At 66.0% G+C, this 21,380-nt stretch carries 24 protein-coding genes; 15 read left to right on the top strand and 9 right to left on the bottom strand.

Features of this window, described 5'->3' with window-relative positions; genetic code table 11:
• Positions 1-10: 10 nt before the first annotated feature.
• The 4 genes from IB269_RS17925 to IB269_RS17910 form a co-directional block, all read right to left on the bottom strand.
• The gene (locus IB269_RS17925; protein WP_192367863.1) at positions 11-937 is read right to left on the bottom strand and encodes a substrate-binding domain-containing protein; all 927 of its coding nucleotides are present in this window, start codon (positions 935-937) and stop codon (positions 11-13) included.
• A 35-nt stretch (positions 938-972) separates the two neighbouring features.
• Complete coding sequence (locus IB269_RS17920; RefSeq protein WP_013802836.1) at positions 973-1,782, bottom strand: DeoR family transcriptional regulator; 810 nt, start codon at positions 1,780-1,782, stop codon at positions 973-975.
• Between the two features lie 110 nt (positions 1,783-1,892).
• Complete coding sequence (locus IB269_RS17915) at positions 1,893-2,624, bottom strand: type 1 glutamine amidotransferase (RefSeq protein WP_012205023.1); 732 nt, start codon at positions 2,622-2,624, stop codon at positions 1,893-1,895.
• A 183-nt stretch (positions 2,625-2,807) separates the two neighbouring features.
• Positions 2,808-4,202 carry a hypothetical protein gene (locus IB269_RS17910; RefSeq protein WP_225614180.1) on the bottom strand — a complete coding sequence of 465 codons (1,395 nt, stop codon included), beginning with the start codon at positions 4,200-4,202 and terminating at the stop codon, positions 2,808-2,810.
• Here IB269_RS17910 and IB269_RS29105 point away from each other — a divergent pair.
• Complete coding sequence (locus IB269_RS29105) at positions 4,194-4,586, top strand: hypothetical protein (RefSeq protein WP_225614179.1); 393 nt, start codon at positions 4,194-4,196, stop codon at positions 4,584-4,586. The genes IB269_RS17910 and IB269_RS29105 overlap by 9 nt on opposite strands.
• Positions 4,587-5,240: 654 nt before the next feature.
• Here the strand turns inward: IB269_RS29105 and IB269_RS17905 are convergent.
• Positions 5,241-6,143: a DMT family transporter gene (locus tag IB269_RS17905; protein ID WP_097202615.1), complete on the bottom strand. Its 903-nt coding sequence runs from the start codon at positions 6,141-6,143 to the stop codon at positions 5,241-5,243.
• Between the two features lie 14 nt (positions 6,144-6,157).
• On the opposite strand from IB269_RS17905, the gene IB269_RS17900 reads away from it, so the two are divergent.
• Complete coding sequence (locus IB269_RS17900) at positions 6,158-6,727, top strand: cupin domain-containing protein (RefSeq protein ID WP_012205026.1); 570 nt, start codon at positions 6,158-6,160, stop codon at positions 6,725-6,727.
• 46 nt (positions 6,728-6,773) lie between these two features.
• Here the strand turns inward: IB269_RS17900 and IB269_RS17895 are convergent, their stop codons facing one another.
• From IB269_RS17895 to cysC, 4 genes are all read right to left on the bottom strand, one after another.
• Positions 6,774-7,037 carry a hypothetical protein gene (locus IB269_RS17895; protein ID WP_225614178.1) on the bottom strand — a complete coding sequence of 88 codons (264 nt, stop codon included), beginning with the start codon at positions 7,035-7,037 and terminating at the stop codon, positions 6,774-6,776.
• A gap of 136 nt (positions 7,038-7,173) precedes the next feature.
• Positions 7,174-8,334 (bottom strand): sulfotransferase family protein, encoded by a 1,161-nt coding sequence (locus tag IB269_RS17890; protein WP_099733942.1) that lies wholly within the window; start codon positions 8,332-8,334, stop codon positions 7,174-7,176.
• The gene (locus IB269_RS17885) at positions 8,327-8,962 is read right to left on the bottom strand and encodes an aspartyl/asparaginyl beta-hydroxylase domain-containing protein (RefSeq protein ID WP_192367861.1); all 636 of its coding nucleotides are present in this window, start codon (positions 8,960-8,962) and stop codon (positions 8,327-8,329) included. Before IB269_RS17885 ends, IB269_RS17890 begins: the two co-directional genes overlap by 8 nt.
• A complete protein-coding gene (gene cysC / locus IB269_RS17880; protein WP_192367860.1) occupies positions 8,959-9,630 on the bottom strand; it encodes an adenylyl-sulfate kinase in 672 nt (223 codons plus the stop codon). The genes IB269_RS17885 and cysC overlap by 4 nt, the downstream gene beginning before the upstream one ends.
• On the opposite strand from cysC, the gene IB269_RS17875 reads away from it, so the two are divergent.
• From IB269_RS17875 to IB269_RS17815, 13 genes are all read left to right on the top strand, one after another.
• Positions 9,629-9,862 (top strand): hypothetical protein, encoded by a 234-nt coding sequence (locus tag IB269_RS17875; protein ID WP_192367859.1) that lies wholly within the window; start codon positions 9,629-9,631, stop codon positions 9,860-9,862. The two genes, cysC and IB269_RS17875, sit on opposite strands and share 2 nt — an antisense overlap.
• 491 nt (positions 9,863-10,353) lie before the next feature.
• Complete coding sequence (locus IB269_RS17870; RefSeq protein ID WP_318652171.1) at positions 10,354-11,175, top strand: beta-ketoacyl synthase chain length factor; 822 nt, start codon at positions 10,354-10,356, stop codon at positions 11,173-11,175.
• Entirely contained in the window at positions 11,168-11,938 is a 771-nt protein-coding gene (locus IB269_RS17865) for a lysophospholipid acyltransferase family protein (RefSeq protein WP_088165511.1), read from the top strand. Before IB269_RS17870 ends, IB269_RS17865 begins: the two co-directional genes overlap by 8 nt.
• Positions 11,931-12,191, top strand: coding sequence for a phosphopantetheine-binding protein (locus tag IB269_RS17860; protein WP_088165059.1), 261 nt, complete (start codon positions 11,931-11,933; stop codon positions 12,189-12,191). Before IB269_RS17865 ends, IB269_RS17860 begins: the two co-directional genes overlap by 8 nt.
• Positions 12,192-12,229: 38 nt before the next feature.
• Entirely contained in the window at positions 12,230-12,490 is a 261-nt protein-coding gene (locus IB269_RS17855; RefSeq protein ID WP_017406831.1) for an acyl carrier protein, read from the top strand.
• Between the two features lie 14 nt (positions 12,491-12,504).
• Complete coding sequence (locus tag IB269_RS17850; RefSeq protein WP_192367857.1) at positions 12,505-13,056, top strand: hypothetical protein; 552 nt, start codon at positions 12,505-12,507, stop codon at positions 13,054-13,056.
• Positions 13,057-13,063: 7 nt separating this feature from the next.
• Positions 13,064-14,830 (top strand): AMP-binding protein, encoded by a 1,767-nt coding sequence (locus tag IB269_RS17845; RefSeq protein WP_192367856.1) that lies wholly within the window; start codon positions 13,064-13,066, stop codon positions 14,828-14,830.
• Positions 14,827-15,591 carry a glycosyltransferase family 2 protein gene (locus IB269_RS17840; protein ID WP_192367855.1) on the top strand — a complete coding sequence of 255 codons (765 nt, stop codon included), beginning with the start codon at positions 14,827-14,829 and terminating at the stop codon, positions 15,589-15,591. The genes IB269_RS17845 and IB269_RS17840 overlap by 4 nt, the downstream gene beginning before the upstream one ends.
• Positions 15,588-16,565, top strand: a complete 978-nt coding sequence (locus IB269_RS17835; RefSeq protein ID WP_192367854.1) for an acyltransferase — start codon at positions 15,588-15,590, stop codon at positions 16,563-16,565. The genes IB269_RS17840 and IB269_RS17835 overlap by 4 nt, the downstream gene beginning before the upstream one ends.
• A gap of 23 nt (positions 16,566-16,588) precedes the next feature.
• Positions 16,589-17,029 (top strand): acyl-CoA thioesterase, encoded by a 441-nt coding sequence (locus IB269_RS17830; RefSeq protein ID WP_017406826.1) that lies wholly within the window; start codon positions 16,589-16,591, stop codon positions 17,027-17,029.
• Between the two features lie 170 nt (positions 17,030-17,199).
• Positions 17,200-17,730, top strand: coding sequence for an outer membrane lipoprotein carrier protein LolA (locus IB269_RS17825; RefSeq protein ID WP_238003544.1), 531 nt, complete (start codon positions 17,200-17,202; stop codon positions 17,728-17,730).
• Between the two features lie 9 nt (positions 17,731-17,739).
• Positions 17,740-20,115 carry an MMPL family transporter gene (locus IB269_RS17820; protein WP_225614176.1) on the top strand — a complete coding sequence of 792 codons (2,376 nt, stop codon included), beginning with the start codon at positions 17,740-17,742 and terminating at the stop codon, positions 20,113-20,115.
• A 14-nt stretch (positions 20,116-20,129) separates the two neighbouring features.
• The gene (locus IB269_RS17815; RefSeq protein WP_192367853.1) at positions 20,130-21,380 is read left to right on the top strand and encodes an NAD(P)/FAD-dependent oxidoreductase; all 1,251 of its coding nucleotides are present in this window, start codon (positions 20,130-20,132) and stop codon (positions 21,378-21,380) included.

The raw sequence follows: 21,380 nt of genomic DNA, 5'->3' as shown, positions 1-21,380 counted from the left end.
GCAGGTCCATTTACCTGGCGGCAGCCGTGTACACGCCGGGCAGCACGGGGTGGAATTTTTCCACCGGCTTGCCCTGCAGCAGCTGCGCGGCAATGGCCACGGCTTGCAGTCCCAGCTGGTCGGGGTACTGGCGGATCACGCCCACGAAGGCCGGCTCCCGGTCCACGGCCGCGCGCGCCTCGGCCATGCCGTCAAAGCCGACGATCTTGACCTGCTCCAGCTTTCTTGCGCCCTTGACGCTGGCCAGTGCAGCCAGGGCCGCATCGTCGCCAAACCCGAAGATGCCCGCGAGATCGGGGTGGGCCTGCAGCATGTTCTGCGAAGCGGCCAGGGCCTCGGCCCGCGTGACGCCCGGCTGCACGGAGACGATCTTCATGCCGGGAAAGGTGGCGATGGCGGACTTGAAACCCTCCACGCGATCGACCACGGACTGTATGGACGGGTAGTGCAGCACGCCGATCTGGCCCTTGCCGCCCGTGGCGCGGCCCATGAGCTGGCCGGCCAGCACGCCGCCGGCGCGGTTGTCGGTGGCCACGTGCGATGCGACCTCGACCCCGCTGGCCGCAATGTCCACGGTGATCACGGGAATGCGGGCGGCGGCAGCCTTGAGCACGGCGGCCTTCACGCCCCGGGAATCGACGGGAGACAGGATGATGGCATCGACCTTCTTGCTGACGAAGTCCTCCACATCGGAGATCTGCTTGCCCAGGTCCTGGTTGGCAATGCTCAGGTCCAGCTTCAGCCCCTGCCGCGCGGCTTCCTGCTGCATGGCCTGGGCCAGTTCCAGGTAGAACGGGTGCTGCTGCGTGAGCAGGGACACGCCGAGGGTGCGGGCAGGGCTGGGGCCGGGGCCCGGCTGTGCAAGCGCCGGGCTGGCCGGCAGGCCGAATGTGAATGCGCCGGCCAGCATGCGCCGGAGAAACGTGTTGCGGTCCATGGCTGTCTCCCTCCCTCTGTCGTTGTGGAAAAAACTCAGGTTCTGGCGAATTCGATGCGGCCCTCGGCCTTGCGGGTAGCCTGCAGCCGGTGGTGCGCCAGCAGATCGAAGGCGCCCGGCTCCATGTCCTGGTGGGCGCACAGGCCGTCGATCTGGGCGATGTCGCAGACCGGGTGCCCGCCCGTGGTGCTGTCCAGATCCAGGGCCAGCGCCACGGCCTTGGTGCTGTGCTCCACGGCCGCCGAATACAGGCGAGCCGCGCCTGGGTCGCGGCACAGCAGGCGGTTGCGGTCGTCGATGCCGCAGATCTCAAACAGGCAGATGTCCAGCGGCCGGGCCCGCAGACCCGCTTCTGCCCCGGGGCCGATGAGGCCGGGCTCGTCGCCGGCCAGCGCGCCGCCCGTGACGTGGATGGCGCAATCGAGAAACTGCCGCGCCGTCGCCACCATGGCCAGGTCGTGCAGCGTCAGCGCAATGCCCTGGCGGCTGGCCAGCAGCGGCAGTACGCGGTGGGTGATGCGGCCGCTGCCCAGGAAGACCGAGGCGTCGTCCTCGATCCAGCCCAGCGCGCCCTGGGCCACCTGGGCCTGCGCCGGGCCTTGCGCGGCGGCAGGGGCGCCGGGCAGCTCGGCGGCCGTCTTGAGCAGGGCCGGGTTGTAGCGCGCCTTGCCGAAGGCGCGCACCACATAGCCTTGCTGCTCAAGGTAGTGCAGGTCGTTGCGGATGGTGACGGTGGAGACGCCGAAGAGCACGCTCAGCGCCTCCACCCGCACCTCGTCGGTCTTGCGCGCCAGCTCCACGATCTGCAGCCTGCGCTTGAGTGAACTGTTGCCTTGGTCTTGCATGGATTCTTTCGATTCGAAAGTTTTTTATTTCTTATCGAAAGTTTCCCTGCGTGCAAACGCCACGTCAAGCGCTCCCCGGGTATTCACCGGGGCGTCCGCTCCGGGGAGGGCTATCGGCTGGCCACGCCCAGATTCACGACCACCGGGCGCTGCAACTGTGCCGTCCAGGCCCGGTAGGTCCGGTGGGCCAGGGCGTTCAGCACGGGAATGCGCAGGTCCAGGTGGCGCAGGATCTCGCTCTCGGTCTGCGCCGCGGGGCCGCGTGCGCGCAGCAGCTCGTCATGGCCTTCGGTGCACCAGGCAGCCACGCTGGCGGCGGTCACTTCCATGTGGCCCTGGAAGGCCCAGTGCCGGCCGTGGCGAAAGCCCTTGTTCAGGCAGTGGCTGCCGTACATGGTGCGCACGGCGCCGCGCGGGATCTCGAAGGTGTCGTAGTGCCAATGGAAGATCGTCGCCTCGCGCGGCAGGTCCATGACCTGCTGGGCGGCGGCCGTCACCCAGATGCGGCTCCAGCCAATGTTGGGGCAGGGGTTGCGCCAGACCCTGGCGCCCATGGCGCGCGCCAGCATCTGTGCGCCAAAGCAGTGGCCGAGCACGGGGATGTCGCTGCGCAGCGCATCGGCCAGCAGGGCCTGTTCATCCTCCATCCACGGCAGGCCCTCGTTCACGCTGTGGTTGCTGCCCAGCACCACGATGCCGCTGTAGTCGGCGGCGTGCACAGGGGCTGTGCCATCGAGGGCGGGCTGCAACAGTCGGTAGGGAATGCACTGCTGCTCCAGGTGTTCACGCAGAACGCCGGGGCCCTGGGCGGATTCGTGCTGGAGGATGGCGACAGGTCTCATGGCGGCGCGGCTTCATCGGGAAGCCATTTGTTGTGAGGCCTTGACTCTAGGCACGGCTGCCTCAAGGGCGGATTGTGTTTGCGCACAACGCCATCAAGGCCGCATCAAGGCCGCCCCATGCCTTGCGCAGGCCCAACGCAAAAAGGCGCCACGGCCGTGGCGCCTTTGATGGTGGCAACTCCGTCAATCGTGGTGCCGCCCGGAGCGCTGCGGGCCCGCCTGCCTGCCACGGCGGCGCAGTCCCAGCGCCGCCGCGCCCAGCAGGAGCAGGGAGGCCCAGGCCCCTCCCACGGGGATGGCTGCGACGGAGTCGCTGCCTGGGACATCGTCCGCGCCAGGCGTGGTCTTGGTGGTGGTCGCAGTGCTTGAGTCGACATCGCCCGTCGCCTGGGTCTGGGTGACCGTGATGGTCACCGATCCCTTGGGCAGGCCGCTCACGTCTGTGGCAGGAGTGGTCCAGTGGCCATTGCCATCGCAGGGCACGGTCACCACCACGGCCTTGGGTGCCGTGCCGATGGTCACCGTCACGCTGCCACCGCCGGCCGTGCAGGTGCCAGAGAGGATGTAGCCGCCCTGGTTGCCCGCGTCTATCGGGGGAGGATTCACCACCGTGACCGAGGGCGTGGTGGGCGGCGTGGTATCGACCTTGGTGACCGTGGCATCGGCCGTGCCCGAATTGCCGGCGGCATTGGTCTGAGCCACATGGATGCCCACCGTGCCCGCAGGCAGTGCGCTCACGTCGGTGGCTGGGATGGTCCAATCGCCATTGCTGTCGCAGGGCGCAGTGGCCACCACCGCGTTGGGCGCCGTGCCTATGGTCACCGTAACGCTGCCTGCGCCGACTGTGCAGGTGCCAGAGAGGATGTAGGCGCCCTGGTTGCCGGCATTGATCTGGGGCGGGGTGCCCACTGTGACCACAGGCAGCGTGGTGTCTGCCTTGGTGACGGAGACATTGGCGGTCCCTGTATTGCCAGCCGCATCGGTCTGGCTTGCCTGGATGGGCACCGTGCCCGCAGGCAGCCCGCCCAGGTCGGTGGCGGCAGTGGTCCATTGGCCGTTGCTGCCGCACGCTGCGATGGCTTCCACGGAGTTGGGCGCCGTGCCGATGCGCACCCTGACATCGCCATCGCCGGCCGTGCAGGTGCCCGAGACGGTGTAGCCGTGCTCATTGCCGGCATTGATCGCGGCTGCGTTGTCCACCGCGACCAGGGGTGCCGTCGTGTCCGTGGCTGCGGCCGTGGTCTTGGTGGTGATGACACTTCGCGTGCCGGTGTTGCCGGCCGCATCGGTCTGGGTGGCCGTGATGTCCACCGGACCCAGGGGCAGGCTGGCCACATTGGCAGCCGGTGCCGTCCAGGCTCCGGCTGCATTGCAGGCCGTCGTCATGGTCACGAACTTCGGGGCCGTGCCGATGGTCACCTTCACATTGCCATCGCCCGCGGTGCAACTGCCTGCGACGATGTAGGCCTCCTGGTTGTCTGCATTGATCACCGGGGACGTGGTGATGTCTACCGCAGGTGGCGTGGTATCCCCTTGCGCTGCGGTGCAGTCGGCAAGCGAGGCTTGCGAATGGCCCAAGACGAGGTTGACGTCGGCGAGGGTGGGTATTTTCGCGCCAATGCGCAGGGCATTGACTTCCATTCCCCCATCCACAGGAGTTTGCTCATTGAAAACGATTTCCAGGATTCCGGTATTCAGTCCGGTATTGGGGGATGGATTCAGTGGAATTGGGACAGGGATACCGAGCACGGAGATGCTCAGGTTCTCGATGGTCGCGGCCCCGGTAGGCTGGATGGCGCCATTGACGCAGGTTGCATGCACTTGGGACTGCAGCACATCAGCCTTGATGGCCACGACGCCAGCGATGGACAGGTTGATGTCACTGATGCCTGCGGTTGTTTCGACGCGGTTTTGCGCCAGCGAGCTCCCGGTGCTTGCCGAGAGCACACCCGCCTTCAATGAAATCAAGCTGTTGGTGGCGCCCCCGATGTCTGCAGCAAGCATTTTCATGGAGACATTGAACGCCGGCGGCGCACTCTGCAGTCCGGTATCTACCAGCGGGATATCCAGCCCGAGGTCTACCAATGAAACGCCGGCCTTCACTTCCAGCGCATAGCCGCGACCTTCCCCTGCCGAGGCGGCCCATGCGGTGCCACCCGTCCCCAAAACGATTGTGCAGCTGACTGCCATTGCCGCCGTAAAGCCGGCCAATTTCCGTCGATTTCCCGCGCCACGCTTTTGCATGCCATCGCCCTTTCATGAGTTCCTGAATTGAATGACCATCAAGCCGATGAATGGCTTGCCTGTTTTCAAAAGCGGAATCTAAAGGGTTGATTGCGTTTTGTAATGATCTTTTTGATGAAAATCGGATTTTCAGAGTCGTCCTAGGATTATTGAGGAAATGGATTTATCCTAGGAATAGCTTATTTGATCTCGGATGTTTCTGATTGATTATGAAAATACCGTTTTTCAAGAGCTTCTGAGAAGTGTCCTGGCCGGGTTTTCGAGGCGCCTGGCATGCCCCCGCTATTGGTCCTGCGCAGCAATTCGCCTGTGGCCTTGCCGCAAGGTGGGACAGGTGCGGCCCAGCACGCCGGGGGCCGCAGCCGGGGTGCGTTACGGCTTGGGTGTTTGCCTGCCCAGGCGCAGCTCGCTGACCAGCACCCCGCCCACGATCAGCGCGGCCCCCAGAATTGCCAGCCCCGGCAGCCGGTCGCCGGCCATGCGTCCCACGATGCCGGCCCAGACCGGCTCGCTGGCATAGATCACGGTCGCACGCGTGGGCGACAGGGACTTCTGGGCCCAGTTCATGGTCAGCTGGATCAGGATGCTGGCGCAGGCCATGGCCACCGCGGCGGACAGCCAGACCCAGGAGAAATCGGGCACGGATTCGCCCGCCACCGGCATGGCCAGCAGCGCCATGACGCCGGCAGCCAGCAACTGCACCGTAGTCACGCGCCGCGCATCGACCTTGCCCGCGAAATGCCCGATCAGCAGCACCTCGGCCGCAATGGCCAGCGTGCTCAGCATGGTTGCCATCTCGCCCACGTTCAACTCCATGCCGCCGGACTCCGGTCCCGCCACCAGCATCAGGCCCGTGAAGGCCAGGCCAATGCCTATCCAGCTCATCAATCGCGGCGGCTTGCCCATCACCAGCCATTGCACAAGAGGCACCAGCGGCACATACAGCGCCGTCAGAAACGCCGACTTGCTGCTGCTGATGGTCTGCAGCCCGAAGGTCTGCAGGCCATAGCCCAGGAAGATGCTGGCGCCGATGGCGATGCCTGCCACCAGCTCGGTGCGCGTGAGCCCGGCCATGGCCTTGCGAAACACCAGCAGCCCGATCAAACCCGCCGTGACAAAGCGCAGGCCCACAAAGAACAGCGGCCCGCTGTACTGCATGGCCAGGTGGACCACGAGAAAGGTGCCGCCCCAGACCATGGTGACGGCAATGAGGGCCAGCTCCTGCCGGCTGAGCAGCGGCGTGCGCGAACTGTGAGAAGATGACGTGTGCAACATATTGCGCAGATCATATGAGAAATATATTGCACAGCGCTGGCGAGCGCTCCGATGTCCTGGCTTTCGTCAGCGAAAACCTGCGCCGCCTGCGCCAGCGTGCAGGACTGAGCCAGGCGGCCCTGGCCCAGGCCGCAGGCCTGAGCCGGCGCATGGTCGTGCAGCTGGAAGGCGGCGACACCAACATCAGCCTGTCCAGCCTGGACAGGCTGGCCGATGCGCTGGGCGCCAGCTTCATAGAAATCGTCAGCGACCCGGCCGCGCAGCGCCTGCGCATGGATGCCATGGCCTGGCGCGGCACCCGGCCCGAAAGCCAGGCCATGCTGCTGGGCAGCGTGCCTGCCACGCGCGAGGCTCAGCTGTGGTCCTGGTCCCTTGGGCCCGGCGAACGCTACCAGGCCCAACCCGACCCGGAAGGCTGGCATGAAATGATCGTCGTGGTCGAAGGCCGCCTGCTGGTGGACCTGAGCGAAGGCCCCATGACCATCGAGGCCGGCGACTATGCCATCTACGGCAGCGCCCAGGACTACGCCTACGTGAACCTGCACGAAGGTGTGACGCGGTTCATCCGGAATGTGATTTCCTGAGGGGCGCTGCAGCGGTCTGTGCCGTGCTCTGGGCAAGGCACTGTCGTCAGTGAAATGCGGTGGGCTGCGGTGCCGCTTCAGACTGGCAGTTGAAGAAATACACAAGGTCGGACGCTGTCATGACGCGGCCGTAATGGGGATTGGATTGCGCGCCTTCCAGTGACCTGCCCGAGCGGCGTGCAATGGCTGGCGCAACGCTCATGTCCAGATCATCACCGTCCAAACCGAGTTCTTCCTCAAGCCGGTCGGGTGCGCGGACAGGGAAGCTCTTTTGGTAGCTGAGCAGTTCTCCCTGAAGCTGTTCATACACAGCGCGGACTACCAAAGGATCTGTGCTGCGCAAATCAAAGGAACGGGCAAAGCCGAAGATCGACTCGCCGTTTTTTCCGGGGCTGGCACATCGTGGGCGCTGTCCATGTGCTGCTGGCGCTGATCTTTGGCGCGGCCTATTCGTTCACGGGTTGTGCGCGCCGCAGCAGCTGTGCGTGCAGCGGACCCAGGCGCGCTTCGATGCGCTGGCGTTCGCTTTCGCCAAAGACGGCCGCCTTGTCCCGCCCGTCAGGCTCAAAGCGCTGGTCCAGTGCCTTGGCATGCTGGCGAAGGCGTGCGGCGATGCGCTGGCGCGCCGCCTCGCCTGCATGCAGGTCGAAGCGCCGGGCTATCTGCTCCATGGCTTCGGCATCCAGCTGGCGATAGTGCAGCACAGGAACGCCCTGGCTTTCGTGCAGATCCCGCATCCGCTCCATCATTGCCTGCAGCACGCGCATGCGGTGGTCGAGCACGGAGACAAAGGGTTGGTTACCACTGCCGCAACAGAAAACCGGACCGGCGCCAGCCAGCGATGGGTCGCCCGACATGTGCCGGCCGGCCTGCCTGTGGTGTGAGGCCAGGATCTCCACAGGATCGCGGACCAGCATCAGGCCGGGCACCTCGGGGTAGAGATCGTGCAGCAGCTCCCACTGGAAAATGTCCCAGGCATTCCACTTGACCACCAGGTTGCGACGCCCCGGCACGGCCGCGGTGATGGCCGACACCAGGCCGGCAATGCCATCGCGCTTTTGCGCCCGGTCCAGCGAGCTGTCCAGCAGCAACTCGGTGAACACAGGTGGCTCCGACAGGACCAGCGTGCCGTCCAGTTCGGAAAGGCAGCCCGAGACCAGGGTGGAGCCGCAGCGCGAGAGGTGGAAGATGAAGCCGGCAGGCGGATGGCCCCCGGGCCTGGGAAGGGATTCCGCGCACAGGCCGGCCAGCGGCGTGCGCGGCCGGATGAACTGGTTCAGCAGCCTGCGCTGCAGGCAGCGGCTGATGTACTCGTCATGAAACGGCTCGGTGGCAGCGCCGTCCGGCAGGCACCAAAGAATGCTGCGCGTGCGTGCCTCATACCTGTGTGGCAGCCAGCCACCGGCCAGCAGTGCGGCAGTTGGCACGGCGGCCGCCTGGTTCAACTGCTGCAGCGCCTGCATGAGGCGACCATCGTTCCAGGCGGGAAGACACCACAGCAGGCGCAGCTGCACCAGTAGCGACTCCATGCTCCTGGCCTGCTGGAACAGGGTGTGCTGCCGGGGGCTTGCGATCAGTTCGGCAAAGGCCGCCTGCAGCTCATGCATGGGCGTGTCCCTTGCCGATGCTGTCTGCCAGCCAGGCGTTGGCAAGGCAGTCGATGACCAGGTGGGTGCGGTCCCGGGTGCCCCGGTTCACCACTTCATGCGTGGCATCGGCATTGAAATACCAGAGCTCCCCTGCGGCCATGGGGATCGTGCGGCCTTCCACGATGAACTGCACATCGGGATGTGTGTGCACGGGCACATGCAGCCGAGCCTGGCCATGCGCCAGGCCCAGCCCACGGTCGCGATGGGGCTTGATGGATGAGCCGGCCTTCAGCTGCATCAGGCGCACAGAGCGCAGCGGGCACTGCAGTTGCTCCAGCACCTGGCGTATGGCGGGGCAGTGTTGCAGCAGGGGCAGGTCCTCCCAATCCTCCTCGGGGTCCTCGATGGAGAAGCTCTGGAGAATGGGGTGGGCCGCCACATGCTGGCGCTGGCAGCGCAGCGGCATCACACGCCATACGCCTTCGTAGCCGCCGTGGTTCACGTGGTCGCACCATGGCGAGGACAGCAGCGCATCCACCTCGTCGCGCAGCGCCTGCAGCGCAACCCTGGCATCAAGCCGCGCAAACAGGGGCGTGCCGGCACAGGCGTCTTCATGCGCGCAGGGCAGGGCGGGCCTGGCATTCATTGCAGCGCCTTGGCCAGTGGCAGGGGGCAGGTCATCAGCGGCGCCATGCCCTGGACGGGCGTGCCCGGCGCCGTCAGCAACGCCTGCAGGCGCGAAACACATGCGGCCACGCTGAGCTGGTCCGTGCGCAGGGTCAGCTCCGCTGCCACAGGAGGTTCATAGGGCGAGTCGATTCCGGTGAACTGACGCAGTTCGCCGCGGCGCGCTTTTCTGTACAGGCCCTTGGGATCCCGCCGCTCGGCAACGGACAGGGGAACATCCACGAACACCTCCAGGAAGTCACCCTTGTCGAACAAGGCCCTGGCAGTGTCGCGCTCGCTACGGAAAGGGGAAATGAAGGCCGCGATCACGATCGTGCCCGCATCCACGAAAAGCCGGGCGACCTCCGAGACCCTGCGGATGTTCTCCGCCCGGTCTTTTTCGGAAAAGCCCAGATCGCGGTTCAGCCGGCTGCGGATGTTGTCTCCGTCCAGCACATAGGTACGCTGGCCCGCCGCGTGCAGATGCGCCTGCAGCGCATTGGCGATGGTCGATTTGCCGGACCCCGAAAGTCCGGTCAGCCATATCGCAACCGCTTTATGACCATGCAGTATCTCCCGGTCTTGCCTTGAAACGGAAGACAGTTGGTCATGTATGTCGGGCGGCGGATTCTGGCCGGAAAACAGCATGGATTCAATACGGGAAGGAAGGAAAGGCCTGGAGTGGATGCTGAGCGCATCAGGTAGGCAGGAATATCGATGGATTGTAAGAAATTTTCAAGAAGAAATTGCTGAAGCGGTTTTTCGTTGTGTGGCCGGATTCAAGCGCTTTCATTGGTCATTTATTTTCTTCTTCAGAGGAGGGTGGCGGACAAGAGATGTGCTTTTGGTGATCATCAGTAAATGCTTATATTTTTCATGATTCTTGATAATTCATTTGCAATAGTCGTTGATTATGTCGATTGAACATGCTGCTGTCGGTTTTTGGTGAGTGATTGATTTCTTGTTATCAATAGCATTGTGCGAATTGAGAATATAAGACAGAGAGATCTGCGTCTGATGCGAATGGTTGGACAACCTGTTCAATGCATATGCGCGACATATCACTGAACCCAGGTACTGGCTGCAGATTCCAGATGTCCGGTGCCCGGCGCTGTCCCGCATGCCTGAAGGAGGGGGGAGGGGGGCAGCTCAGGGCTGACTTTGAAAGTGAGAGGCTGCGCGGTTCCGGCGCAGAGGGAAGGCGCCGCCTCCAGGCGAAGCACCGATCAGCCGTTGGTGGCTATCATGGTGGCGTCACTGTTGTCAATATGCATCAAGTAACAAATTTAAATAACAGATACAAGAATTTTTTTACCCTCGATAGCTACAATGCATCGTTTTTTTAAAGCCAGCGGCCAGTAGCTACTGGGCGTGACATTCAAACATAGGCATCGGGGGGAGATTTTCGTGCGCCGCGTTTTTGCGATTCGGGCGTGGTCTGCGCTTGCGCCCGGACTGCAGGAACCTGTCCAGTGGCGGCAGTGGGCAAGGCAGCCCGTCTTGCCACAGGGCGAGGTCCGCCCGGATCTTGCCCATATCCCCCCAATCGCCCGCAGGCGCCTCGGCCCATTGGCCAGATGTGCCGTTGTTCCCGCCGATACCGTTGCGGCGCAGGCTGCATTGGCTGACCTGCCCGTGGTCTGGGCCTCGCGCTATGGCGATGCTGAAAAGTCGCTTGCCCTGCTGCAGGCGCAGGCGCTGGGGGAGGCGGTGTCTCCCACGGCATTCGGCCTGGCGGTGCATAACGGCATTGGTGCCCAGCATTCCATTTTGCGAGGCATGCGTGCCAATGCACTGTGCGTGGCATCCACCGATTGCGCGCCGGAGGCGGGCATGGTGGAAGCATTGGGTCTGCTGCACGAAGGCGCGCCGCAAGTCATGCTGGTCTGTTACGACGCGCCACTGCCTGCTCCGTATGACTGCTTTCATACAGAGCCCCAGGTGGTATTCGCCTGGGCGGTATTGCTGCAATGGGCAGCACCCGGAGAGTCCGGGTTCCTGTTGAGCAGGCAGCCCGGGATGGACGCCGCGCAGCCGGAGCCGGCCCGCGCGCCGCATTTGCAGCATTTACCGCACGGGTTGCAGGTGTTGCAGTTTCTGTTGCACGACGGCCAGGCATCCCTGGCAGGCCCGCAGCGCCCGGCACAGCGCCGTGGTGCAGGCGGATGGCGATGGGAGCGCGCTCATGGCTGAGTGGCTCAATCGTCAGTGGCGCCTGGCGGCCACCGGCCTGTGCTTTGCCGTGTTCGGCCTGGGTGGGCTGGTGGTGCGCTGCGTGGTCTATCCGGCCTTGCTGCTGGCCATCCGCCAGCCGCAGTCGCGCCAGCTGGCTGCCCAGTCGGTGATCCATCACAGCCTGCGCTGGTTCGTGGCCCTGATGACGGGCGTCGGCGTGCTGTCCTATGAAGTGCGCGGCCGTGAACGTCTGCAGCGACGCGGCCTGCTGATTCTTGCCAATCACCCCTCGCTGATCGACGTGGTGTTCCTGATCTCCTTCGTTCGCCATGCCGATTGCATCGTCAAGGCGGCGCTGGCGGGCAACCCTTTCACGCGCGGTCCCATCCGGGCGGCCGGCTTCATTGCCAACAGCCGTGGCGAGGGCCTGCTGCAGGACTGCCTGCGCTCGCTGGCATCAGGCAACAACCTGATCATCTTTCCCGAAGGCACGCGCACACCGCTGCATGGCCAGGTCCGGCTGCAACGCGGCGCAGCCCATGTGGCGGTGAAGGGCTGCGTCGATATCACGCCGGTGCATATCCACTGCAGCGTGCCCATGCTGACCAAGGGCGCGCCGTGGTGGCAGGTGCCGCCGCGCAAGCCCCACTTTTTCATCGAAGTTCGTGACGACATCGGTATCGAGGCCTTTTGCCAAGGGGCGGCCAGCGACTCCGTGGCGGCCCGACATGTCACGGACCACCTGTCCACACAACTATTCAAGGAACCGTCCCGTGCCTGAGCTTGAGCAAGAAATCAAAGAACTCATCATCGAGTCCCTGGCGCTGGAGGACATCACGCCGCAGCAGATCAATGCGGGCGAGCCCCTGTTTGTCGAGGGCCTGGGACTGGACTCCATCGATGCGCTGGAGCTGGGCCTGGCGCTGCAAAAGCGTTTCGGCGTGAGCCTGTCCGGGGACTCGGAACAGACGCGCCAGCATTTCCGCAGCGTCCAAGCGCTTGCCGCCTTCGTGGCGGCCCAGCGCACGCACTGAGTGCGGCCCTCCGCGCAGACCGCAGCAAAGACATTTTCATGAACAAAGAAACCATCTACGAACGCATCGTCGAAATCCTGACGGAAACCTTCGATATCGAGGCGGAGCGCATCACGCCCGAAGCCCGGCTCCATGACGACCTGGACATCGACAGCATTGATGCCGTGGATCTGATCGTCCAACTGAAGCCTCTGGTCGGCAGGCGGCTCAATGCCGAGGCCTTCAAGTCGGTGCGCACCATCCAGGACGTGGTGGATGCGCTGCATCAGCTGATGCAAGAAGACAGCGCCGTCGCCTGAGGAACACGCCTGCCATGCGCAAAACCGCGACAGGCCTTGTGCTGCTGGCCACGGTGCTCTATCCGCTGGCCGTCTATGCCGCGTTGGGGCGTGTGGCTGCGCACTGGATTGCCGCCGCATTGGTGGTGCTGGCGCTGGCGCGTGCCTGCAGCAGCCGCGAAGGATTTTGGTGGGTGGTCGCTGCGGGGGCGGCGGCGCTGTCTGCCGTCTCGTGGTGGCAGGGCAATGGCCTGGCGCTCAAGTTCTATCCGGTGCTGGTCAATGCCGTGCTGCTGGCCGGCTTTGGCTGGAGCCTGTGGTTTCCGCCGTCGGTGGTGGAGCGCCTGGCCCGGCTGCGGCAGCCCGATCTGCCTGCGCCGGCCGTGCGCTACACCGCCCGGGTGACGGCCGTTTGGTGCGTCTTCTTTGTCTGCAATGGCGCGGTGGCGGCCGGTACGGCCCTGTATGGAAGCGACGAGGCCTGGGCCTTGTACAACGGTTTGATCGCCTATGGGGTCATGGGGCTGCTGATGGCGGTGGAGTGGCTGGTGCGCCAGCGTGTGCGCAGGCGCCATGGACATGTGTGAGGCAAGGATGACGGCCACAAAGAGCGAACAAGGTCTGGCACTGGCATGGGTGGCATTGGCGCAGGTGGCACTGCCGCAGTCCAGAGACGCAGGGCATGTGGTGGCAAGGCCGCAGGATGCGGCGGTCACGCACGCGCAATGGGTCGATGCTGTCCGGGCGTGGTGCGCGGCCTTCCAGCGTGTGCAAGGGGCGGAAGTGGCCTTGTACTGCGGCAATCCGCTGACCTTTGCCGCTGCGCTATGGGGTGCCTGGCACGCGGGCAAGACGCCGGTGCTGGCCAGTGACCTGCATGCGCACACGCTGTCGGCGCTGCTGCCCCAGGTGGCGGCCTGCGCGGGCGAGTTGCCCCAGGCCCTGGTGCCTGATGCCGCTGGCGCGGACGGCGTGGTACTGCAGCCCCTGGACATGCACAAGGCGCGCGTCGTGCTGTTCACGTCCGGCTCCACGGGGGTGCCCGAGCGCATTGAAAAGCGGCTGTCGCAGCTGGATGCCGAAGTGCAGGCCCTGCAGGCCGTGTTCGGTGTCGGCATGGCGCAGGGGCCGCACGTGCAGGTGCTCTCCACCGTCGCGCACCATCACATCTACGGCCTGCTGTTCCGCATTCTGTGGCCGCTGGCGGCTGGCCGCGCCATGGGCACGCATCTGGCGCACTATCCCGAGGATCTGGTGCAGCCACTGCAGCAGGCGCCGCGCAGCCTGCTGGTATCGAGCCCCGCCATGCTCGGCCGCTTGCCGGCGCACCTGGACTGGTCGCAGGCGATGGAGCGGCTGGGCGGCGTGTTTTCCTCCGGCGGCCCACTGGCCGAGAGCGCCGCGCAGCACACGCTGCAACTGCTGGGCCATTCGCCCACCGAAGTCTTCGGCAGCTCTGAAACGGGCGGTATCGCCTGGCGCCGCCGCGCAGAACACGGCGAATCCTGGCAGGCCCTGCCTGGCGTGGAGCTGCGCCTGTCGGACAGCGGGCTTCTTGCCGTGCGCTCGCGCCATCTGCCTGATGCGCAGCTTTGGTGGGAGACGGCCGACCGTGCCTTGCCCGGCACCGACGGCCTGGGCTTCGTGCTGCAGGGGCGTGCAGACCGCATTGTGAAGATTGCCGAAAAAAGGGTGTCTCTGACCGCCATGGAGCGTGTTCTGGAAACCCATGGTGGAGTCCGGCAGGCCAGGGCTGTGGTGCTGGAGCAGCCGCCCGGCGCCAGCGGCATCGCTGGCGGCGCGCCGCAGCGCGTGGGCATGGTGGTGGAGCTGTGCGAAGCGGGCTGGCAGGCGTTGCAGCAGCAGGGCCGTCGCGGCATGGGTCAGGCGCTGCGCTCGCTGCTGCAACCCTGCGTGGACCGCGTGGCCTTGCCGCGCCACTGGCGTTATGTGGAGCGCATGCCCATGAATGCGCAGGGAAAGACTACGCATCACAGCCTGCTGACCTTGTTCAATCCCGTGATTCCCTTGCCGGCATGGCAGGAGCGCAGCGCGCAGCGCGCCACGGCGCAACTGCTGGTGCAGCCCCGGCTGCGCGTGCTGGAGGGGCATTTTCCCGAGGCATCCCTGGTGCCCGGCGTGGCGCAACTGCATTGGGTGGTGAGCCTGGCGACCCAGGCCTTCGGTCTGGAGCACGGATTTGCCGACGCGCAACTGCTCAAATTCCAGCAGCCCATCCTGCCCGGCGATACGGTGCAGATGCAGCTGCAGTGGCAGCCCGAGAAAGGCTGCCTGCAGTTCGAATTGAGTTCCGCGCGGGGCATGCATGCCAGTGGCCGACTGCTGGAGCGCAGGCCATGAGGGCGCCTGACTTTCGTCCCACGGCCCTGATCCCCGTCTACAACCACCCCGACACGGTGGGCGTGATGGTCCGGGGCTGCCTGCACGCCGACCTGCCGTGCCTGCTGGTGGACGACGGCTCGGAGCCGCGCTGCGCCGCCGTGCTGGATGCGCTGGCAGCGCAGCACGCTGGGCAGGTCCAGGTGCTGCGCCTGGCAAGCAACCAGGGCAAGGGTGCCGCCGTGATGGCCGGCCTGCGCGCCGCGCTGGCCCAGGGCTGCACGCATGCGCTGCAGATCGATGCCGATGGCCAGCACGCCGTCAGTGACATTCCCGCCTTCCTGGCGCTGGCTCGTGCCCACCCGGGGAGCATGGTCTGCGGGGCACCCGCCTATGACGCCAGCGTGCCCAAGGCGCGTCTTTATGGCCGGTACCTCACCCATGTGTGGGTGTGGATCAACACCTTGTCGTTGGACATTCGCGATTCCATGTGCGGCTACCGCGTGTATCCGCTGAAGACCACGGTGGCGGTGCTGGACCGCACCCGCATGGGCCGGCGCATGGAATTCGACACCGAAGTGCTGGTGCACCTGCACTGGCGCGGCGTGGCCTTCGTGACCTTGCCCACGCCCGTGACCTATCCCGCCGATGGGCTGTCGCACTTCAGGGTCTGGAGCGACAACCTTCGGATCTCCGGCATGCACGCGCGCCTGTTCGGCGGCATGCTGCTGCGCAGCCCGCAACTGTTGGCGCGCCGACTGCGAACGCGGGGGGCGTCATGAGCGGGCCTTCCACACGCAGCCCGCACCACTGGGCGCAGATCGGTGAAAGCACCTGCGTGGGCGGCATGTGGCTGCTCTACCAGCTTCACCGCTGGCTGGGCCGCTGGCCCTTTTTGCTGTGCCTGTATCCAGTCGTCGGCTACTACTGGCTCACGCGCCCGGTGGCGCGGCGCGCTTCCCTGCAGTACCTGCAGCGCCTGCAACAGGCGCATGGCCTGTGGCCGCGCGGGCCGGGCTGGGTGCACGGCCTGCGGCACTTTGGTGTCTTTGCCCAGGTGATCCTGGACAAGCTGCTTGCCGTAACGAACAGCTACCGCACCGAGCACGTGCGTTTGGAGGGGCAACAGCCCTTGCTGGACCTGATGGCCCGCGGGCAGGGGGCCGTGCTCGTGACCGCGCACATGGGCTGCGTCGAGCTGTGCCAGACCCTGGCCCGGCAATGCCCTGGCCTGCAACTGACCATCCTGGTGCATACCCGGCATGCCGAGCGCTTCAACCGCCTGCTGCGCCGCATGGCGCCGGACAGCGGGGTGCAGCTGCTGCAGGTCTTGGACTTCAACATGGCCACCGCCATGGCACTGGCCGACCGCGTGGCGCGCGGGGAGTTCATCGCCATTGCCGGTGACCGCGTTCCTGTGCATGAGAGCAAGACCACGCAGGCCCTGTTTCTGGGCCATGAAGCCGCCTTCCCCTGCGGGCCCTACATCCTGTCTGGCCTGCTCAAGTGCCCGCTGTATTTCATGGGCTGCGTGCATGAGGGGCGGGGCTATGCCGTCGAGTTCGTGCCGCTTGCCGCCCAGGTTGAACTGCCGCGTGCGCGGCGCGCGCAGGCGCTGGCCGGCTATGCCCGGCTCTATGCCCGGCAGCTTGAACGCCTGCTGTGCAAGGCGCCTTATGACTGGTTCAACTTCTTCCCGTTCTGGGAGCAGGGCATGCCTGCACCTGCACCCAGGCATCCTCTCAACCATGGGTAATTTGCCCTTCACGCGGAGCCTTCATGGCCACTGACCAGGAAATCGCCTCGCGCGAGCGGCTGAGCTACGAGATCGAAGTCACGCCGGCGTTCTACGACATCGACGTGATGGAAATCGTCTACCACGGCCACTACGTGCGCTATCTCGAACTGGCTCGCAGCGCCTTGCTGGCCCACTTCGACTACGACTATCCCCGCATGCGCGACTCCGGCTACGGCTGGCCCGTGGTGGACATGCGTCTCAAATACGTGCGCCCGGCGCTGTTCGGACAAAAGCTCCGGATCAAGGCCACCATCACCGAGTGGGAAAACCGCCTGCGTATCGACTACCTGATCAGCGATGCCGCCACGGGCGAGAAAGTGAACACCGCCCACACCACCCAGGTGGCCGTGGACATGCGCACGCGCGAGATGTGCTTTGTCTGCCCTCCCGTGCTGTGGGAACGGCTGGGGGTGCAGCCATGACTGCCCGAGGGACGCGCCTGGCTGCATGGGGCATGGCCTGCGCCCTGGCCTGTACCTTGTCTCTTCCGGCTGCCTTGCAGGCCGCGCCTACTGCCGGTGTTTCCGGCGTTGGCGACGGTTCCCAGACCGCCCCGGCCTCCCAAGTGTCACAGCAGGCTCTGTTGGCCCAGGTGCGTGAGCGCGTGCAGAGCGCGCCTGTGGTGCGTGGTCAGTTCACGCAGCTCAAGACCGTGCAGGGCTTCAGGCAGCCGCTCAAATCCTCGGGCGACTTCGTCGTGGCACGTGGCAAGGGCATCGCCTGGCAGGTGCGCCAGCCCTTTGCCTCGACGCTGATCGTCAGGCCCGACAGCCTGCTGTCGCGCGGCGCCGATGGCAGCACGGCCGTGCAGATGCGCGCGCAGGACGAGCCCGTGCTGCGCACCATCAATGCCATGCTGTTTGCCGTGGTGTCGGCGGACCTGGCGCAGCTCACCCACTACTTCGAGGTCAGCGGCCAGGTGCAGGGTGCCGGCTGGAGGCTCCACCTGGTGCCGCGCGACCCCGTGCTGGCCCAGTGGCTGCAGGCGGTGGACCTGAGCGGCCAGCAGTTTGTGCAGTCCGTGCAATTGCAGGAGGCGCGCGGCGACCGCAGCCAGATCCAGATGGCGAACCCCGTTGCCGAGCAGGCGCTGCGTGCGCAGGATGCCGCACTGTTTGACTGAGCCCGCGCCATGAGCACCAGTCCATCCCCCGCGCACGACACCCGCAGCCAGGACCGTCCCGGCCTTCTGTGGCGTGCAGCCGCATTGGCCTGGCTGCTGGCCGTGCTGGTGGTGGCCGTGCACCAATGGCATTTCTGGCATGGCCAGCGCATGGACACCGATGTGCTGGCACTGTTGCCGGTCAATGAACAGGCGCCCGAGGTGACGCGCGCCACGCAGCAGTTGGCCGACCAGTTGTCGCGCCAGGTCACCGTGCTGCTGGGTACGCCCGACTGGGCCGGCAGCCGACAGGCTGCACAGCAGTTCCGGCAAAGCCTTTCACGTCAGGCGGCCGTGCCGCTGCGCGAGCAGGCGCTGGCGCAGCAGGTTTCCATGCAGGCGGCCCTGGATTTCTACCAACCCTGGCGCCAGTCCCTGCTCACGCCGCAGCAGCGCGACCGGCTGCAGCACACGCCGGGCGAGGTCCTGGTGCAGCAGGTCCTGCAGGACCTGTACCAGCCCGGCCTGCAGGCGCGGTTGACCGACTGGATTCGTGATCCCCTGGGCCTGTGGACCCCCTGGTGGACGGCGCGCGCTGCGCAAAGCCATGCGCGGCCGCGCGACGGTGAGCTGTGGGTTGCCGGGCAGGGGCAGCAGTGGGTGCTGCTGCAGTACGCGCTGTCGGGTTCGGCGTTTCGCCTGTCGGGCGAACCCGTGCTGCAGGACGCGCTGCAGCAAGCCCTGGCCGATGTGCGCCGGCAGTGGCCCGATGCGCAACTGCTGATGGCCGGCGTACCGCTGCATGCCGAGGCAGCGGCCACGCAGGCGCATGGCGAGATCAACACGATCGGCTGGGGCTCCCTTGCCGCTGTCCTGCTGCTGGCGTGGCTGGCATTTCGCGCCGTGCGCCCGATGGCCCTGGTGGGCCTGTCCCTGCTGATCGGCACGGCGGTGGCGCTGAGCGTGACGGCGGCCCTTTTTGGCCAGGTGCATTTGCTGACCCTGGTGTTCGGCGCCAGCCTGGTGGGTGTGGCCGAGGACTATGGCATTCACTACTTTGCTGCCCGGCAGGGCGCCCCACGGCGCACGCCGCATGCGCTGATGCGTTCCCTGCTGCCGGCACTGTGGCTGGCGCTGGGCACCAGCGTGATTGCCTACCTGGCATTGGGCGTCGCGGCTTTTCCGGGACTGCGGCAGATGGCGGTTTTCTCCGTGGTGGGACTGGCCGCCGCCATGTTGACCGTGGTCTGCTGGTTCCCCTGGCTGGACCGGGGCCACATGCCCGCCAGCCCCGCTGCACGGCGCATAGGCCTGAGCCTGATGGCCTGGCCGCGATGGCGCGCAGCGCTGCCGGGTTCGGTGGTGCTGGGCGCAGCCATGGCGGCCTGGCTGGCGTGGGGCGGGCGCCTGAACATCCAGGACGATGTGCGCCAGCTGCAAAACGGCGCGCCTGCCCTGGTTGCCCAGCAGCGCCAGGTGGGTGACATGCTGGGCCTGCCCAGCCCGGCCCAGTTCTACCTGCTCGACGGGGCCAGCGACCAGAAGCTGCTGCAGCGCGAGGAGCTGCTCAAGCAGCGGCTTGATGTGCTGGTGCAGCATGGTCAGCTTGCCGGTTACACGGCTGTGTCCGACTGGGTGCCTTCCGCCCGGCGCCAGAGCGAGGATCTGGCCCTGGTGCGCCGTGTCGAGGACCAGGCGCTGCAAGGGATCAATGCCCAATTGGGCGAGTCTTTCAGTGCGCCTGCCGCCGCACCGGTGCAGCCCCTGACCGTGCAGGCCTGGCTGGAGCAGTCCATCTCCGCGGCGGCCGGCCCCCTGTGGCTGGGCGAGCGCGATGGCCGTTGGCGCAGCATGCTCATGCTGCGCGGCGTGGCCGGTCAGGCCGCACTGCCGGGGCTGGCGCAGGCAGCGCAGGGGCTGGAGGGCGTGGTCTGGGTGGACAAGCCCGCCGAGATCTCCGGCCTGCTGCAGCGCTACCGCCTGTCGATGACGCAACTGCTGGTGCTGGGCCACGGCATGGTGCTGGCCGCTCTGTGGCTGCGCTTTGGCCGCAAGGCCTGGCGAGCCTGGCTGCCCACCGTGCTGGCCAGCCTGGCGGTGGCGGTGGTTCTGTCCGTCTGGGGCCAGCCCTGGCAGCTTTTCAACGTGCTGGCGCTGATGCTGTTGCTGGGCGTGGGCATCGACTACGGCATCTTCCTGCAGGAGCACGAGGACGATCCCCACGCCTGGCTGGCCGTGGTGATCGGCGCGGCCAGCACCTGGCTGTCGTTCGGCCTGCTGGGCCTGTCCCAGACGCCGGCCTTGCGGGCCTTTGGCGTCACGCTGATGCTGGGCCTGCCGCTGGTGCTGGTGCTGGCGCCGCTGTTTCGCGCGCCGCCGCAGGCGCCTGCCGGCACCCCTCTCTGAAAAAGACACCGTACATGCAACGTACCGAACAGACTGAAATCCTGATCATTGGCGCCGGTCCTTCCGGCGCCGTGGCGGCGGGCCTGCTGCGCCGGCAGGGGCGCCGGGTGCTCATCCTGGAGAAGGAAGAGTTCCCGCGCTTTTCCATTGGCGAGAGCCTGCTGCCGCAAAGCATGGCCTACATCGAGCAGGCCGGCATGCTGCAGGACGTGGTGGAGGCGGGCTTCCAGCACAAGAACGGCGCGGCCTTCGCCCGGGGCGATCTGCGCACGGCCTTCGACTTCCGTGACAAGTTCTCTTGCGGATGGGGCACGACGTACCAGGTGCAGCGCGCCCATTTCGACAAGGTGCTTGCCGATGCTGCCCAGAAGGCGGGCGCCGAGATCCGCTATCGCCATACGGTGACCGGCGTGGACGTGGCAGGCGCCCAGCCGCAGGTCACGGCCCGCACGCCGCAAGGCGAGGAATATGTGGTGCAGGCCCGCCATCTGCTGGATGCCAGCGGCTTTGCGCGCATCTTGCCGCGCATGCTGGGGTTGGAGCGGCCCTCCGGTTTTCCCGTGCGCGCGGCCCTGTTCACGCATGTCGAGGATCGCATCGCCGCACAGGACATGGACCGCGACAAGATCCTGATTTCCGTGCATCCCGAGCACCGGCATGTGTGGTTCTGGACCATTCCGTTTTCCAATGGCCGCAGCTCGCAGGGCGTTGTCACCACGCCCGAATTTCTGGAGCGCTATGCGGGCTCCGAGGTCGAGCGCCTGCGCGCCATCATTGCCGAGACGCCCAGCCTCGCGCAGGTGCTGCGAAATGCCCGGTGGGACACGCCGGGTCGTTCGCTCACGGGCTACTCGGCCAATGTGACGGCGCTGTGGGGCCCGGGCTATGCCTTGCTGGGCAATGCGGGCGAGTTTCTGGACCCGGTGTTCTCCAGCGGCGTGACCATTGCCCTGAAGTCGGCCAGTCTGGCCGCCGACTGCATCGCCCGCAACTGGCAGGGCGAGGCGGTGGACTGGCAACAGGACTATGCCCAGCCGCTGCAGGCAGGTGTCGATACCTTTCGTGCGTTCGTGCAGGGCTGGTACGACGGCAGCTTCCAGGATGTGATCTTCCACCCGTCGCATGCGCCGGACATCCGCCGCATGATCTCGTCCATCCTCGCCGGCTACGCCTGGGATGGACGCAACCCCTATGTGGCCGAGCCAGAGCGCCGCTTGAACGTGCTGAGCCAGCTTTGCCAGCCTGCGCAAGGGGTGATGGCATGA

Source organism: Delftia sp. DLF01 (assembly GCF_014852125.1).
GTDB classification, from domain to species: domain Bacteria; phylum Pseudomonadota; class Gammaproteobacteria; order Burkholderiales; family Burkholderiaceae_C; genus Comamonas; species Comamonas acidovorans.
This window is presented reverse-complemented; position numbering and strand designations above follow the sequence as displayed.